The sequence below is a fragment of the Halobellus marinus genome, from assembly GCF_032113415.1.
Taxonomy (GTDB): domain Archaea; phylum Halobacteriota; class Halobacteria; order Halobacteriales; family Haloferacaceae; genus Haloquadratum; species Haloquadratum marinus.
The window spans coordinates 39,387-54,588 of the sequence record NZ_CP134948.1; the positions used below are offsets into that span (position 1 = coordinate 39,387).

The following is a 15,202-nucleotide window of genomic DNA, read 5'->3' on the forward strand; positions in this document are numbered from 1 at the left end:
GGAGATGGTAAAAAAATCGAGTCGGGTTGCTGGGAGGCGGGTAGCGGTCGTCGCGTGTGTAACGACGGTTACCTGTGCCGTGCAGCTCGTTTCCATACGACCAGTCACTTGGAGCTGATTCAGGATTTTCGCACCGCCGTCTCGAGAATACAGGCGCGGTAACAATTGGTGGGGTCGACGGCCGAGCCTCGAGCAGTGCGATCGGATCCGTTACCTCTACCACTACGGCGGCGATTGGCACTTCTACGCTATCCTGAAATCCGTCCTTGACGACGAGTCGGGCGATACAGAACCAGATGTCGCGAACAGGAGGGGCGAGCCAATCGATCAGTACAACCCATCGAGAGAGCGGCGTTTTTGAGCGAGTCGTGTTCAGCGTCTCGTAGTGGCACCAACTCGTGAGTCTCGCCGGAGTGTTTTTCAACGGATTGCCAACCGCCCATATGCTGATTGGCCAGTGTACGATGCGACGCCGCTGTACGAGCGAAACTCGCTTGACGGCTTGGAATCAGATATTCGGATAGTCTCGCAGACCTGGTTCAGACACGACCACCACGAATCGGTCGAGAACTTCATCTGCGCACTTCCGCTGGCGTATTTCGAATTCGACGCACATGACCGCTACGCGGGGTCGACTCGCTACGGGATGGATACCCTCTTTCGCGTCTTCATCTTGAAAGAATGCCATGGGTGGGATCACGAAACAGCGCTGATCGAGTATCTCGAATGCCACCCAGCACTCTGCGAACAGTTGGGCTTAGAAAATGTCCCGAACCAGTCGACGCTGTGGCGCAGTTGGAACGAACGGTTCACTGCCGAGCTTCGCAGTACAGTCGAGACAGCTGCGCGGACCATCCTCATCAAAGCCCAGAACGCGGATGTCGCAGTCCCACGCGAGCCAGAGCGACAGCTTCCATCTCACGGTGACGAAGAGGACGAATCAGACCCAGACGATCAAGCTATCCTCAACGAGGCGGCAACGATCACCGATCACGTCAGCCGCGTCGTTTTCCCGGCGTTCTCACTAAATCGTGGCGACGGATGTGCAATCCACGAGAACGCCTACTGGGACTTACAGACGTACCTCGGACTTCGCGACCGGCTGGCTGCGAACGAAGGGGCTCGCAGTTTCCTCTACGAGTCGACTCGGGATCGGACGCCGCTGGGCCACGCCCATCGCGAGCAGATTCGAGACCTCTCGATTGAACAGGTTCGAGCGATGTACCAGCAGGCCGTCACTCGGCTCCTGAACGAAGTTGCGGAGACAGAGCAGTTCTTTCGAGCCGGGATCGTCGCGATCGACATTACCGAAGCTGATCCGTTCACCGGCGATAGAACGGGGCACGAAGACGAAATCATCGGGACGAAGGAGAAGACCGACGAGTATGCCTATCAGTGGGCGACGGTGCAGTTGGTCGGGAATGCTGTCCCGATTGTGCTGGACGCGCGCCCCGTCCGGAAGGGCGAGGCACGACTGGAAATCGTCGAGGATTTGCTGGATTCGGCTGAAGAGCTCGTTCACGTCGATAACGTGCTGATGGACCGGGAGTTCGATAGCCAGCACGTCCTGGAGATGATCAGCCAGCGCGGGCACTCCTACGTCGTTCCGAAGCGGATGCAGACCAGCGAGAAAGCCCAGGCCAAGCGATTGCTTCGACGTGATCAAGACCGCTACGAGACCGACCGGAAGCTCCACCTCGGCAAGAACGAATGGCACGAGACGACGCTGATCTACCGCCGGAAAGAAGACTCCGAGTACGACGACCACCGACAGTACTCGGTGTTCATGACGAATTGCGGGAGTGGGCACCTTACTGAGTACGGGTATCGATGGGAGATCGAGAGCGGCTACAGGTCGATAAAGCGGTTCATGGCGGCGACGACGTCGAAGAATTTCGAGCTCCGATTCTTCTACTTCGCATTCGCGTGTCTTTTGTACTCGATTTGGCGAGCGGTCGATTTGCTCGTCCAAGTCGAGTTGACGGGTGAGTACGAACACTCACCCATTGTGACGGCCGACAATACGCTCACGCTGCTGAAGAAGGAGACCGGAATCGGATAGAGAGAGACTCTGTCCGGGACAATACGGATTCCTGAGTGGCAACGCTGCCGGGTATCTTGGAAATTCACCGGTCTAGTTAGTAGTACGACATGAGAAGACTATCGAGAGTAGATCCGAAGCAGCTTCGCCTCGAAAATTCGCCCGAAACCATGCATCACAGCCCCGCTAAACCCACTGTAGTCTCAACTTCCAACCTAGAATTTTCGATATAGCATCATACGATTTATTAACTAAATCTGAATCCCTAAAACACAGTATTTCTGCGTTAGAGGCTCTGTATCGTGTGTTTACCGAGTCACGGTTTCGAGAGTCGAGTGAGTACTCTTAGGTCGATAAGAGTACGTACTTTCAAGCAGGTGGCCGCCGTCTACCAAAGCGAATCCCATGACTCCACCCGACATCCCAGGTATTCCCGCCCAGATAGCCCTCGAAGCACGGTTCCACGGAGGCGGTGAGTGAGATGAGTTCTTCTGGGAACGGCCAGGGCCACACGGACGGCCAGGATGATCGGCCGGTCGAGATCGCGGACGTCGTCGAGGATTACCTCACGGACAAGGGCAAAGGAGCGGAAGGAAAGAGTGGGACGTACCGCCGAGATGCAAAACGCGAACTCGACCGCTTTCTCACTTTCCTCGAAGATGAGCGCCCGCGTTCGCCTACGACATTCGAGGAGCTGACTATCCGGGATATCCGCCAATACGCTCGCCATCTCGCGACACAGGATTGGACTGAAAGCACGAAGCAGAACTATTACGCCCACATTTCGGCGTTCTGCGGATGGGCAGTACGCGAGGGATATCTCGACGAAAATCCGGCGTTAAAATCACGGGCGAAAGAGCCACTTCCAGAAGACGACGGACGGAAGACCGAGCGCCAACAGGCGTGGTCACCCGAGCAGCGAACGGCACTCCTGGAGTACGTCGACGAACAGGCACACGAAGCCATCGACGAAGTAGGTGAGAACCGCTACGAGGCGATCAAAGCGTGTCGCGACCGGGCGCTCGTCTATCTCCTGTGCTTCTCGGGCGTCCGCGGCGCGGAAGTCCTAGGCGATGTCGCCGACGCCCGGCGCGGTCGCGACGGTCTCCGGTGGTCGGACGTTTCCCTCGAGGACAACACAATCACCGTCCTCGGGAAGAAGGGTGAATGGAGCGATAGGGCTGTCCCACCGTCTGCGATCCCGTCACTCGAACGCCTCCGGTCAGTACTGAACCCATCGAGTGACGACTGGCCCGTGTTCACGACGCTGTCGTATCCCACCCTTGTCGAGACGTTCAAAGACGAACTCGTTGAGCGGGACTATACGCGCAAAGAGGCTGAAAGTCTGCATCGCGAGCGGGTGAACGATGGGGACGTCTCGATGATCGAACTCTGTGTCGAGTACGATGTCGACCCTCCGGCGTTGACGACCCACAGCGCACGGCGGATTTTGCAGCGACTCACAGAGGACGCAGACATCGAGTTGGATGACGACAAACACGGCTATCTGGCGCCGCACGGCGCTCGTCGGGGAGCCGGCGAGGTGATGGTTCGGGAGTTCGGGTACACGGAGGCTGCACGACACCTGGATAACTCCGAGGAGGTTGTTCGTGAGCACTACTCACATATCGAGGCGAGTGAACGCGCTCAGATGGCTGAGACGGCGTTTCAGAATCAGCGACCTAGCCAGAAAGATGTGCCCGACCAGGACTCCGACGGGTAGTACTCATCTATCCACTGTGCCCCAGTCGGTAGCGATCTTAATGTCTGTCATAGTAGTGCTAATATGTTGAATGTTCAAAATGTAGTTACCGTGAATAATGGAAATAGTGTAACAAATAGTACTAACAGCAATAGCCTTTTTAACGGTAATATCGCTAATAACGGTACTACTGACAATAGTAGTAATAATAGTAATACCGTATATACTGTTAGAATCGGTATTACCATTATTATTGTCGCATCAGAATAGGCCCTACATAGGTTAAAATGCCGAATTGGAGGAATAGAAGCAAATCGATAATAGCATTATTAACGGTAGTACCGTTCTGAACGGTAATCGTCTGACGAACAATTATAACGGTATGAATTCAATTTGAGGGTAGTTATGACCGACACCTACCCAGAAGTACTCGCCATCTCGTTTCAGAAGGGTGGCACTGGCAAGACATTCACCTCGTTGAACATTGCGGGCGGTCTTGCAGCTCGCGGTTTCAACGTGCTTGCCATCGACCTTGACCCACAGGGCACTCTCACCGCAAACCTTGGGAAGCGAGACCTCTACAAAGACCTGAACGCGCTCTCGCTAGATGAAATCCTTTTAGATCCGAAAAGTTGGGATAATGTGAACGACCTCATCCACACCGATCACGAAGAGTTCGATCTTATCCCCAGCAACCAGAGTTATAATGGAAATAAAACACCCCTAGACTCGGCTGATGCCGGCGAGAACCGATTGGGGCGACTCTTAGAACGACTTGAAGACGACTATCACTACGTTGTCTGTGATTGCCCACCGGATTTCTCACCATACGCGAAGAACGCGGTCACGGCCGGCGAGAAGATCGTCGTGCCGATGGAGCCGGAGACGGAGATGCCGCATTCGACAGATCTGTTGTTCGACCAATATGAGGTCCTTGGAATGATGCACGATCTCGAGATTCAGTATCTCGCATTCCTGATGACGGTTAACTCGACGAAGATGACCAACGAGAACAAGCGAATGGTCGAGTGGTTCAATGAAACTTTCGACGAGAAGGGCGTTATTACTGACCATCGAGCGGCGTTCGCGAGGGCCAAAAAGAGCCAGCAGTCAATCTACGCTCACCCAGAATCGCTCCGGAACGACGAAGTCGAACGATACGACGAACTCCTTCAATTGATTCTTAAGCAGACATCACCACCGACGCTCGGATTGGATGTTGAAGCGGCAAAGGCGATGACCGTCGAAGATATTCGCGCTGCGGCGGCCGACCAAGAGGTGGAAGCATGAGTGACGATCCCTCTGAAGACGACTTTGAGGCACAGATGAGCGATGTTTCAGAGCGGGCACAGAAGCTCGGAGTCTCCGGTTCGGACCCAAGCTCGAGTTCGGGCGCTGAATCGTTGCCCGAAAATACCACGGGTGACACTAAGGAGATAGCCGAAGTGGATTCTGATGATCCATCGGCTGCTCAGCAGGCAGTTGAACAAGAGTCACGCACGACTGGAGGACCTGATACCCACGAATACCCGAACCCAGATAGGGAGCTGGGAGCGCTTGCTGATGTCTATGTAAATAATAACGTATTCCTCTCACCCGAGGTCGTCGACGCCGTTGAGGGTCTCTGGGATGACATCGAGTATGAATGGAAGAAATCTCACGACACAGAACTCAACAAGAACTGGGACTTCTACATGGCCTGCTTCCGGGTCATCTTAGACAATCCCAATCTCATCCGTGACGAACTTGGTATGGACACTGAGGATTGACATCCACCCACGACTGAAGTCGTGGGATTCCTCTCGTGGGAGTCTCAGTCGTCTGAGTCCCCGAGAGCGATATTCCCGCGTGTAGCGGTACTCTGATTTGTGTACTCCTCGTTGGCTGTTGTCTCCACCGCGAGAGAGAGCGGGTTGTGGTGTTCCCGCCATTCGTGATTGTTCCACTTGAGGTACACGGGCCGTGCCATCAACCCTATTGTGTTGTTCTGCCGTCTCAGGAACGATTCCGAGGCAACGAGGTCAGCGTGTCCCTCGAATCCACACGGACACGTCAACGAATCCTCGTGACGAACTGTTTCTTTGCGCTCGCCGCACTCAGGACACTCTTGACTCGTCCACGCCTCTGACGCCTCATTGACCGTGATTCCGTACTCTTCACACACGTCTTTGAGGCGGTTGATGAACCGGCGGTACGCCCAGAAATTGTGCGTCTTCTCGTTCACACGCGGCGACCAGTGCGTTGAGAGAACGCCTTTGATGTCTCCCACGTGCAGCGTCGAGACACCTTCGTCATATAGGCGTTCTACGAGGTCACGAACAAGGCTGTCTTGAGCGTGATTTCGCCGATTCGTGCGCTTGCGGTACAAGCGGTCGATGCGTTTACTCGACTCACATTGGGTTTCGAGTAGAGAATCCATGAAAATCCCGCACCTATGTCCCTGGAGCGTGAACAAGGTGCTAGGGGCTGGCTGAGGCCGATAACAATCCAGTGCATCAAGCACGTGGTTAGAGAATGGTCCTAGGCCGTGACAAGACGCGGAAACTTGTGCCAGAGAGCACGCATAGGAGGATTTCCTGTTCACGCCACAGCCCTCGCGGAGGCGTCATATGTACCTCGGAATAGACACCCACACCCGATACTCGCAGGTTGCCGTCGTCGACGGCGACGGCAACCTGCACGACGAGATTCGCTTGCCAAACGACCGGCTTGGTGAACTCGCCGAACAGTACGCCGGTGGCGAAGCTGCAATCGAAGCGTCCGGCCACTATCGCCCGGTGTACGAGATGCTCGACGAGCATCTCGACGTCACGCTCGTTAATCCATCAAAGAACCGGCTCATCGCCGATGCGACGGTCAAGACCGATCGCATCGACGCCAAACGGCTCGCGCACATGCTTCGGGCGGACATGCTCGCCGAGAGTTACGTCCCGTCGGACGAGATCCGCACCTTGCGGGATCTCGTCCGAACGAGGAAGTCGCTCGTCGAAGAGCGGACAGCTGAGAAAAACCGCGTCAGAGCTGTCCTCAAGCGCACCGACAACGCCTACGACAGCGAGCTGTTCGGTCCAACTGGGCGAGAGTTCCTGGCGGAACTCTCGCTCAGCGATGCCAATCGGACGATTGTTGAGGCTCACCTCTCCGTGATCGACGAGTACGACGAGCAGATCGAGCGGTTGGAAGAGAAGATCGAACAGAAGGTCCTGGAATCGCCAGCAGCCCAGCGGCTGCTGTCGATTCCGGGTGTCGGGCAATCGACTGCTGCGTTAATCGTCGCAGAGATCGGTGAGATCGATCGGTTTGACCGGGACGAAGAGCTGGTGAGTTACGCCGGCCTCGATCCGATGGTTCACCAATCAGGTGACACAGACGTCCACGGAAGCATCAGCAAAGAGGGCTCAGCGCCCCTGCGCTGGGCCCTCGTCCAGTGTGCCCACGTGGCTGTCCGCTACGACGACTACCTCGGCAACTTCTACACCCGGTTGAAACGACGGAAGAACCACCAAATCGCGATCGTTGCAACGGCTCGGAAGTTACTGGTCTCGATCTTCTACATGCTGAAGCGACGGGAACCATACGATCCGCCGGAGGTGAGTGCCTGAGCGATCGGTCCGATCGCTCAGGCATAGCACGGCCTGTTCTCGTCCAGACAGCTACTGCTCCCGCAATCACGTTCTCCCCACCTGCCGGACGATCAGTCATCTGTATCTGGCTGCCGTCTGGTGATTCTTGACAGCTGTTCGGGTGAACCGGTGGCTCACCCGAACAATTATTGTCCGAGACTCGTGATTTGGCGGTGCGGGATTTTCATAGGAGATTGGTAGTGCGCTATTTGTTCCGTGGTTTCTCGGAACTGTTCAGAACAGGTCACGCCCTTCGTACAGGAGTTGTTGACCGGTCGTAGTCGTGCAGGCGGCGAGGTTGTTCGCGCCAACGTCCAGAGCGGCTTCTTCCGAAGCCAGTAGTGAATCCAGTCGAGAATCGTCGATGGCAACTGGTTGATAAGCCCTGAAAGTGTCTGCGAGTTCGTCATACACGAGTTCGAGTCGGCCCTGCTCGCCGTCCCACTTCGGGTCGCCAGCAATCTCAACGCGAAGGCGCTGATTCCGGTTCAACCCAAGTTCGTCTTTGAGTTCGGAACCAATCTGCTGTGTTGAATAGATGCTGAGTCACGGTCACAGCGGCTCACACAGCGGTTCTATGTTGATGATGGCAAACATCAAGACAATCTCACGGAACTGTCGATACCAGCCCAGCGCTCGCACGGTATCGCCGAGCGAGCGCTTTGTTGTCGAGTAGGATGTTTCGGCCATCCACCGCTGAGAGTAGCCCTTTCCCCGGTTCAGAGCGTTTTTCGCGGCTGCGTTCGCTGACGAGCCGCGATAATGAACGAGGTAATCGATGTCGTGTGCGGCGATCTCGTACTCAGTGTGCCAGTCTTGGAAGCCGTTGTCGGCGGCGACGGACTGCAGGTCGTCCGCGTTTCGGCGGACGACCTGCGGTCCCGTATTCGTGTCGTGCTTCCACCGAGCTGCGATGTGAACGTCAAGAACAGCCAGCGATTCCACATCAGTCAATGTCGTCACTTTTAGCGTCTGTATCGTCCGTCCTGCCCGCTGACGAAAGTACGAGGACGCACGTCGCCGGTCGAAGAACGTGCTGTCGAGCGCAGCGTGGCCGGACTGCGGGTGCTGCTGCGCAGAAACGCGCAGCAGCGCCCGCCACACCCACATTTTCAGCCGGTCAAAAGATTTGTAGATCGTGCTGTAATCCGGCAGGTCGTCCCGATCTAGGCCGAGGGCGTCACGAACCTCAGTCAAGTACTTCAACCGATTCGGCGTTTCACGGTAGCTGTGGCCTTCTTCGAGCCGAAAGCAGTGCAGAACAACGTGGACCCAGCGGGCGAACCCGCCGCTGGCGGGCTCGCCCGCGTGCTTCCCCAACGCTTGTTTAGCTAGGTCACGACACTGCTCAACGAAGTCGAGGAGGTCGACTTCCATAGGCAAGAATCGAATTCCTCGGCTTCATCCTTCTAAACCCGTGATATCGGCTGAATAGATCGCTCTTCAACAGAGCAAACCAATCGGGATTTCGAGACGGGAGCGGTTCCCGTACTCAATGGTGTACTGGTCGTTGCGAACGTACGTGCGAAGCACTCGTCCGTCTTCTTCGTTCCCCCAGTACCCCGGTGGCGACGGTTTCTCATCGAGTTTCCCAGCGTGGAATTTCTCGTTACTACTGAAGAACGACCGCCACGATTCCGAGTTTTTGCGGATGATTTGCTGGGCAACCGAACTGCTGAGAACGCCTTTGTACTTGCCTTCGAGACTGCCGGTGTCGGCGTCCCAGACGCTTTCATCGTCTTCGAGGAAGGCTTGGCGGCGAGCATAATTGGTCTCGTTCCAGAGACTTGCAGAAGCGTCCAACCAGCGAACGAACACCTCGCGCTCTTTCGCAGAGCGAGGATGAACGTCAAACTGGTTGGTTCGCTTCATCACAATATCTTACGAAATGCTGGTTTGTAAAGGCAGGTATTAGCGTGGGAGACTCAAGCCTGCTACCGAACGTGGATGGTGTGGTGGGATGTCGGATTCATCCCACGACTAAAGTCGTGGGCTTTCTCCTTGATTTTCTGTAATCTCAGCGTTCTCTCCTGGCCAATAATATCACTTGGTTATGTGTTCGGTATATCGGTGTGAACACTCATATTGGTAACAGTGGTAGTAACGTTAGTATGGTTAATACCGTAGATAGCGCAAACAACTAGGCGGCCGGTGACTTAGAGACTTCGCGAATCGATATCAAGATCTCGGGTTGTAGAGGTGGCGATAGGCATCCTAAGTGAGTCCCACAAACATCAACCGATCTCGTCGATTCTCCCCTGGAACAGCCTATCGGCTGTCGATTAGGCCAAAGGATATACCGTGAGTCAGTATATTCAACTCCGACAGGACTACGACACCCGGTCAGGAACGTCTGCGCGGATGAGTGACAGGTTCGCTCCCGTTAGAATGGGAGTGGCCTTTGTCACTCAGGCACTTCTTGGAGGGTGTTCCCCTGTGGCCGACGCTTTTGGAGGAGCACAGGCCACTACGCAGCAGACGTCTCCGGTAAGTGTCGTAGTTTTGAACCGGTTAACATGGTTTAACCGAGGTCTGGCAATGGTATACTACTCTCGTCAAGATTGTATCCCTCTGAAATGCCGACCTCCAGGAGAACCTCGACAAGGAACTCGATGTCATGAATCTCTTGGTCAAGCTGTGTGCGCTCGAGTTCGCGAGCGAGGAGGGCATCGAGAAGGTACTGTTTGAGAATAGTGGCCTCTGCTGACCGAACCGCGTGAATTTCTTCGTCGGTCAACGCTGATTGAGTAGTAGTGGGAAGCTTCCCATCAGGTCTGGGGACGAGGCCGGCTTGAATGTCAGTACGAACGCGCCTGTAGTGTTTACAGCCACTTTCCGGTGGCTCATCGGGGCACGTACAGGTTCGTTGGAGTACGTCGACCTCGTAGATACCCCCGGACGCCGATCGAACCTCGTAGATGCCACCCTGTCGGAGCAACGAGACGTCCATCTCCTGAGTCTGTGCCCGGCCCTCACGTCGGATTGCGGCGTTCTCAATAGACGGTGTCGATTCTTCTACTGGGTTGGAATCGGATGCTGCTGTTACCATCGGGATATCGGTCTCCATGGGACGACGACACGTCGAGATGCTGTACACGACTGGCAGGTTCCTCTGGTGTCGCCCCTCTACACTCTCGGGGAGACATAAAATCGGCCAAGTAAAACTGTGCGTTTGATTGGCGGAGGGTATATCCTACGTTACAACCTCATTGTGTCATTGTGACTATTGCGTAGGACTACTGGCATCTGCGACGAACGAGCGGTTTTACAGTTTGCAAACGGGAATTAGAGCTCATCCCACATAGGTGGATCAAATGATGAGGCGATCTCCTTGTCTGGCTCACTCCCGAGGTCATGGATATACGCAAGCAACTCTTCCGGTGGCGACATCGCTGAGACCGTCTCGGCTTCATCAACGGGCACGATGTCTCCTTCACGTCCGCCTTCCATCTCCTGTTCTTGACTCTGTTCTCCGGGCAGGATCTCGCCGTTCTCCTCGTAGATGCCGTCGATTCGGTCAGTGAGATAGCGGATGATACCCGCTCTGTCACGGTTTGCCCGCTCGTGCTCGAGGTATCGTTCAACGGTCGCGGCCTCTTCCATCATCCTAATTGCGGGCGTGATGACCCGCGTATTTCGAGTGTCGAGCAGTTTCTCGGGCGGGAGCTGTTCGAGGAGCGATTCATCGTGACTCATGCTTGACCAGGGAGTGCAGGTGGCTCGGAGCGGTTCCACGCATCGAGATGGGAACAAATGTCTGCAACGACGTATTCGATCGCTTCGGTCGTCGACGAATCGACGGGAGGTGTCTCGACGATTACAGCGAGTTCCAGGGCGTCCTCGAATCGGATGAGTGGGTGTGCGTCGTAGAGTGCTTTGACGACGGCCTTCGCAAGTGTGTCTCCATCGAGGGATCTGGGATCGTCGATAGCGTCTCGGGCGACGGCAGTGAGATGGTGCACACGGCGGGTGGCGGCGATACTGGCGTCGATGTCGCTGCTGGTGGAGATGCGCTGTGCGGTCGTGATAGTGTTCATCGGAATGAATCCCTCCACCGAAGCGAGGGACGACAAACGAGGAGTGGTGAGCCAGCCCTACGTTACATTATTAATACGAAGGTAGCGTAGGATAACGCATGCCCGAACCTGACCCCGACGCTGGCGCTCCCACCAGCCCTGAAGAAAGGGGCGCAGAGATGCCTACACCCCCGGAAGGGCTGGCAAAGCGCGTATGGGAGCCCCTGCAGGCACAGACAGTGTACGATCTAGAGCGAGTCATCGACTACTGCGAGGAACTTATCGAGCACAAGGAACGGCCGGTGTCTCCGAGTGAGACGGCCGGAGAGGGTGAAGTCGCAGACAAGAAACCACCGCAGAACCTCTCTCATGAGGAGCAGCGTGCAGCGAAAGAGGAGCTCGAAGAGATGAGTACGGACGAGATGAAGGAACTCTCAGAGGATGAACTGACCCGGTATGGACACGTCCAGATACGGAAGCTCCCGTGTGGGCCAGGATGCGATGGTTGCCCCCACGGACCGTACACTTACATCGTCTATCGAGATAGCCGAGGGGAGGTGACCTCGAAGTATGCGGGGAAGGCTGATGGGGTGTAGCACCATCGCCGTACGGAACCCACGGAAGACGAGAATCCTATAGAATCACCCGTGGTTTGCAGTCTCGACGACGCACCCGGAATCACGACACGCGGCGAGCCACCCATTCTGGTAGCCGATCCCCGCAAGGTCGTCGAATGGAAACCGGATCGTCACGTCCTTAGGGGTGACGTCGGGAAGTTGTACACGGAGCGCGTTGCCGTCCTGGTCGGCGGCCTCAAGATAGCCACTCCCAGCGAGTGCGTAAAGTTCCCAGACGATGTCCCGACCGTCCTTGGTCGTCTCGGGCCACTCCACATTAGAGAGCGCCGTGCGGACGTCCTCGACCCACTGAGCGGTGTCCACATCGTCGTCGGTGATGGCGACGTCGTAATCGTCGATGACGCGGTCGGGATCAAGCAGTCCGAATTTCGCAGAAAGGATCCACCAGCGAGCACAGAGTGTCTCAGCGAAATCGCGCTTGAGGCCGAAGTATGTCGAACGGTATTTTTCGCGAGCAGGAAGCAAGCCGTCGTGTTTCGCGTCGCCACACCCGACGAGGGCAGTTCGGCGAACGAGGAGATCACTTCGATCACTATCCTCACGGCCTCCACCGTCAGTCTGAATCGTCTCGATTGTGGTCTGTCTCGTTGGCATCTGTCGTCTCGGAGCGGCGTGAGTCACCCCCGCCACGAACCTGTGTGCATCAGTCGGTGAGATTTTGACACCCGTTAGGGATGAATCGGCCTCTGCGGGCCACTCAACGTCATAGATAATCGGGTGACTGTGATAGTAACCATGATTCGTTTGACAGGGGAGTGAGAATTAGTAGTGGACGTCGACGGGCGTCAGGTAGAACGAGGTCTCGTCGTTCCCTGTATCATCGGTCGCAATCTCGTCGAGAAGTTGATCGAATTCGGCTTGGCTCCGAATTGCGGTTCCGTATTCGTTGTAGAGGTAGTAGACCGGGCCGGCGTATTCACCGACAGAGTACATCGCATACCGGACGTCGATTGAGTAGGAGTCGATGAACTCCTCTTCGCTTCGGGCGGGGGCGAGAGGGTTCCACGGTTCGACGTCGGCTTCAATACGGGGGCTTTCGAGGAGTTCCTCGTCGGTGTACTCTTCGAATCCCTTGCGGATGACAGCCATTCGTCGAGCAAGTTCGCGAGTGGTTGATACCCAGGCGCCCTCGAGAAGATCGTTCCCGACCTCGGAGTCGGCACGAGCGGAGCCCTCTTCACGGAAGATGTCAGGGAGTGACTCGCTCCAGCGACCACCATCGGTCATGAGTGTGCCGTAGTCGAACGTCGGGTAGAGCGGCGCGTCAACGCCCTCAAAGAGGGCGTGGGCGATGCCGGTCGCGTCTTCGGCGTCGTAGGCTTCGCAGACGACTCTGATGAGCATGTGCATGATGAATTTGGTCAGGGGTAGAGGGCGAACGCAGTATCGTCGGCGTCGGTGCCGAATATTGTGCCAGGAGCGTTCCCTTCGGGATCAGCCGACGGGTAGAGGATCGTCCCGGACTCGAGTTCGAGAACGACCGTCGATTGCCAATCATGGGCTTGCCAGCCTTCGCGTTCAATTTCTTCGCTGGTCATTTCACGAACGTCGGCGATGCGCTGTCCGGCGATATTGTCGTCTGTGGTGGATTCCATTTTGAGTGGGCCTCCACCGCGTGGGGGCCCGACAAACGAGCACGAGTTAGTCCGCCGCGTCCTCGTTCTCGTTTGGCGAGTGCTGCACGGGAATCTCGAATATGATGTGACTCTCCGTATCCGTGGTGAGTTCGTCCACCTCGGTCCAGGTGTACCAGGCTTCTTCGAGGAGATCGGTTCGGTTGGGTGTCTCGGAGATGGCGTAGACCGAGGCGCTAATGCCTTCGGTGGCGAAGCGAATATCGACGGTGAGTTGGTCGGTGTCATCAGGTGAGACACCCATCTGACGGGTTTTGCTATCCGGGACATCGTCACTGCCGCTGTCCTGGTCGTCGAGATCGCCCCGGTAGCGGTGGGGGAGAACGTGGTCGGGGATATCGTTCTGCTCGATCACCGCGTCCTCCCGCTCATCGAGTGTCTCCGTCAGGTCCGTGAGCTTCTCCTCGGCTGTCTCGATTGCGGTCTTCTTCCGGGCGTAGGTCTCATCCACGAAGTGGTACTTCCGGGTGTCGTCGTAGAAACGGATGCCCTCCGACCGCTCCCGTCGCTTGGTCCCCAGTATACCGTAGCCCGCCAGATAGTCAGTCCGATACTCGGCATGGGTGTCACTCACGGTCTGCTCCCGGAGCCGAAAGCGCCCGATTGTTTCAGGCCAGTCGATATCTTCCTGCTCGGCCTGCTGTTCGGCCCGGTCGCGCTCCTCGGCCCGAACCTCCTTGATGTGCGGAACGAGTTCGTCGAGCGCGTCCTGGGCGCTCTCGTGGAACTGCCCGCTCCCGTCCCGCCGGGTCCCCACCGGGTCGAAGTATTCGATGTCCCACTCACCGGCGCCGGATGAGACGTCGTCGTCCCGAAGCCACATTTCGGCCAAGTAGCCGTCCGGATGCTCAACGAGGATCGAGGGCTCTTGCTCGGCGTCCTCGTGCTCATCGACGATTGTCCAGTGTTCGGGAACGTCCAGAGAGTCAACGATCTCCTCCATGACCGTCTGTTCGGTCACACTCTCGACGCCCTCGAGCTCATCGACGTCGCCGCCGGCATCCTCGATTGCCTGGGCATTGACGTTGATGGGGAGACCGTGGCGGGTGATTCCACGGGCCTTTAATTTCGGTATCGTTGTCCGGATCGATTTGGCCGAAGCGTCCCCGATTCCCGGCCACTCCGATAGGTCCTCGGTGTTATCTTCGACTTTCAGGACGTGACTGGCACCCGAACCCATCTCTTTGATCGAGTTGGCGACGTTTCCAGTGACTTCGAAGGCTCGAGTGATCGTGGAGGGGGTCCATGAGCCGTTGGCCAGCGCATCGAGCGCACTCTCCCGAGTTCCACCATCGAGGTATTCCGGGTCCTCGGTCGCCTGGCTGCCGGTGAGATCCGTCTGCCCCTCGATCACCTCGGAAGCGAGGCTGGCCTGCTCGCCGGGGTTAGCAGGCGGGTCGCACACGTCGTTTCGGTTGTCGACGAACTCGTCACTCCTGTCCACGACCTCTCCAGTGGAGTTCGTCGAATTGTTGCTACTCGCGTCGGTCGGCGGTGGTGAGGGCATTCTGTGGGCCTCCGCCGTGCGGGGGCCGGACAAATCGAGCC

Annotated in this window: 14 protein-coding genes and 3 pseudogenes; 6 read left to right on the top strand and 11 right to left on the bottom strand. The window is 56.6% G+C overall.

What is annotated here, in order from left to right:
* The first annotated feature begins 385 nt into the window (after positions 1 to 385).
* The 4 genes from RJT37_RS19625 (at position 386) to RJT37_RS19640 (ending at position 5,512) form a co-directional block, all read left to right on the top strand.
* Positions 386 to 2,062: a transposase gene (locus RJT37_RS19625; RefSeq protein ID WP_313690608.1), complete on the top strand. Its 1,677-nt coding sequence runs from the start codon at positions 386 to 388 to the stop codon at positions 2,060 to 2,062.
* Between the two features lie 460 nt (positions 2,063 to 2,522).
* Positions 2,523 to 3,764, top strand: a complete 1,242-nt coding sequence (locus RJT37_RS19630) for a tyrosine-type recombinase/integrase (RefSeq protein ID WP_313690610.1) — start codon at positions 2,523 to 2,525, stop codon at positions 3,762 to 3,764.
* 384 nt (positions 3,765 to 4,148) lie between these two features.
* Positions 4,149 to 5,033, top strand: coding sequence for a ParA family protein (locus RJT37_RS19635; protein WP_123124699.1), 885 nt, complete (start codon positions 4,149 to 4,151; stop codon positions 5,031 to 5,033).
* On the top strand, positions 5,030 to 5,512 hold the full coding sequence (locus RJT37_RS19640) for a hypothetical protein (RefSeq protein WP_313690537.1): 483 nt from the start codon (positions 5,030 to 5,032) through the stop codon (positions 5,510 to 5,512). The genes RJT37_RS19635 and RJT37_RS19640 overlap by 4 nt, the downstream gene beginning before the upstream one ends.
* Before the next feature lie 44 nt (positions 5,513 to 5,556).
* Here RJT37_RS19640 and RJT37_RS19645 read toward each other — a convergent pair.
* Positions 5,557 to 6,132 (bottom strand): annotated as a pseudogene (locus tag RJT37_RS19645) (zinc ribbon domain-containing protein); the annotation flags it as partial.
* A gap of 220 nt (positions 6,133 to 6,352) precedes the next feature.
* Between RJT37_RS19645 and RJT37_RS19650 the strand changes: the two are divergent.
* The gene (locus RJT37_RS19650) at positions 6,353 to 7,345 is read left to right on the top strand and encodes an IS110 family RNA-guided transposase (protein WP_311174185.1); all 993 of its coding nucleotides are present in this window, start codon (positions 6,353 to 6,355) and stop codon (positions 7,343 to 7,345) included.
* Between the two features lie 203 nt (positions 7,346 to 7,548).
* On the opposite strand, the pseudogene RJT37_RS19655 reads toward RJT37_RS19650, so the two are convergent.
* From RJT37_RS19655 to RJT37_RS19680, 6 genes and pseudogenes are all read right to left on the bottom strand, one after another.
* A pseudogene (locus RJT37_RS19655) lies at positions 7,549 to 7,888 on the bottom strand (transposase); the annotation flags it as partial.
* A 30-nt stretch (positions 7,889 to 7,918) separates the two neighbouring features.
* Positions 7,919 to 8,743 carry an IS5 family transposase gene (locus tag RJT37_RS19660; protein ID WP_313690612.1) on the bottom strand — a complete coding sequence of 275 codons (825 nt, stop codon included), beginning with the start codon at positions 8,741 to 8,743 and terminating at the stop codon, positions 7,919 to 7,921.
* 78 nt (positions 8,744 to 8,821) lie between these two features.
* Positions 8,822 to 9,238: pseudogene (locus tag RJT37_RS19665) on the bottom strand (IS200/IS605 family transposon protein TnpB); the annotation flags it as partial.
* A gap of 649 nt (positions 9,239 to 9,887) precedes the next feature.
* A complete protein-coding gene (locus tag RJT37_RS19670; protein ID WP_313690542.1) occupies positions 9,888 to 10,433 on the bottom strand; it encodes a hypothetical protein in 546 nt (181 codons plus the stop codon).
* A gap of 218 nt (positions 10,434 to 10,651) precedes the next feature.
* Positions 10,652 to 11,062 carry a DUF8129 domain-containing protein gene (locus tag RJT37_RS19675; protein WP_313690613.1) on the bottom strand — a complete coding sequence of 137 codons (411 nt, stop codon included), beginning with the start codon at positions 11,060 to 11,062 and terminating at the stop codon, positions 10,652 to 10,654.
* The gene (locus RJT37_RS19680; protein WP_123124695.1) at positions 11,059 to 11,403 is read right to left on the bottom strand and encodes a hypothetical protein; all 345 of its coding nucleotides are present in this window, start codon (positions 11,401 to 11,403) and stop codon (positions 11,059 to 11,061) included. The genes RJT37_RS19675 and RJT37_RS19680 overlap by 4 nt, the downstream gene beginning before the upstream one ends.
* A gap of 98 nt (positions 11,404 to 11,501) precedes the next feature.
* Here RJT37_RS19680 and RJT37_RS19685 point away from each other — a divergent pair, with 98 nt between their 5' ends.
* Entirely contained in the window at positions 11,502 to 11,978 is a 477-nt protein-coding gene (locus RJT37_RS19685; protein ID WP_313690545.1) for a DUF6788 family protein, read from the top strand.
* Between the two features lie 45 nt (positions 11,979 to 12,023).
* Here RJT37_RS19685 and RJT37_RS19690 read toward each other — a convergent pair whose 3' ends face one another.
* From RJT37_RS19690 to RJT37_RS19705, 4 genes are all read right to left on the bottom strand, one after another.
* Positions 12,024 to 12,614 carry a DUF6884 domain-containing protein gene (locus RJT37_RS19690; protein WP_313690546.1) on the bottom strand — a complete coding sequence of 197 codons (591 nt, stop codon included), beginning with the start codon at positions 12,612 to 12,614 and terminating at the stop codon, positions 12,024 to 12,026.
* 168 nt (positions 12,615 to 12,782) lie between these two features.
* Positions 12,783 to 13,364, bottom strand: a complete 582-nt coding sequence (locus tag RJT37_RS19695; RefSeq protein ID WP_313690614.1) for a DUF7995 family protein — start codon at positions 13,362 to 13,364, stop codon at positions 12,783 to 12,785.
* Positions 13,365 to 13,381: 17 nt separating this feature from the next.
* Positions 13,382 to 13,615 carry a hypothetical protein gene (locus RJT37_RS19700; RefSeq protein WP_123124691.1) on the bottom strand — a complete coding sequence of 78 codons (234 nt, stop codon included), beginning with the start codon at positions 13,613 to 13,615 and terminating at the stop codon, positions 13,382 to 13,384.
* A gap of 46 nt (positions 13,616 to 13,661) precedes the next feature.
* A complete protein-coding gene (locus tag RJT37_RS19705; protein WP_313690616.1) occupies positions 13,662 to 15,161 on the bottom strand; it encodes a hypothetical protein in 1,500 nt (499 codons plus the stop codon).
* Positions 15,162 to 15,202 lie beyond the last annotated feature (41 nt).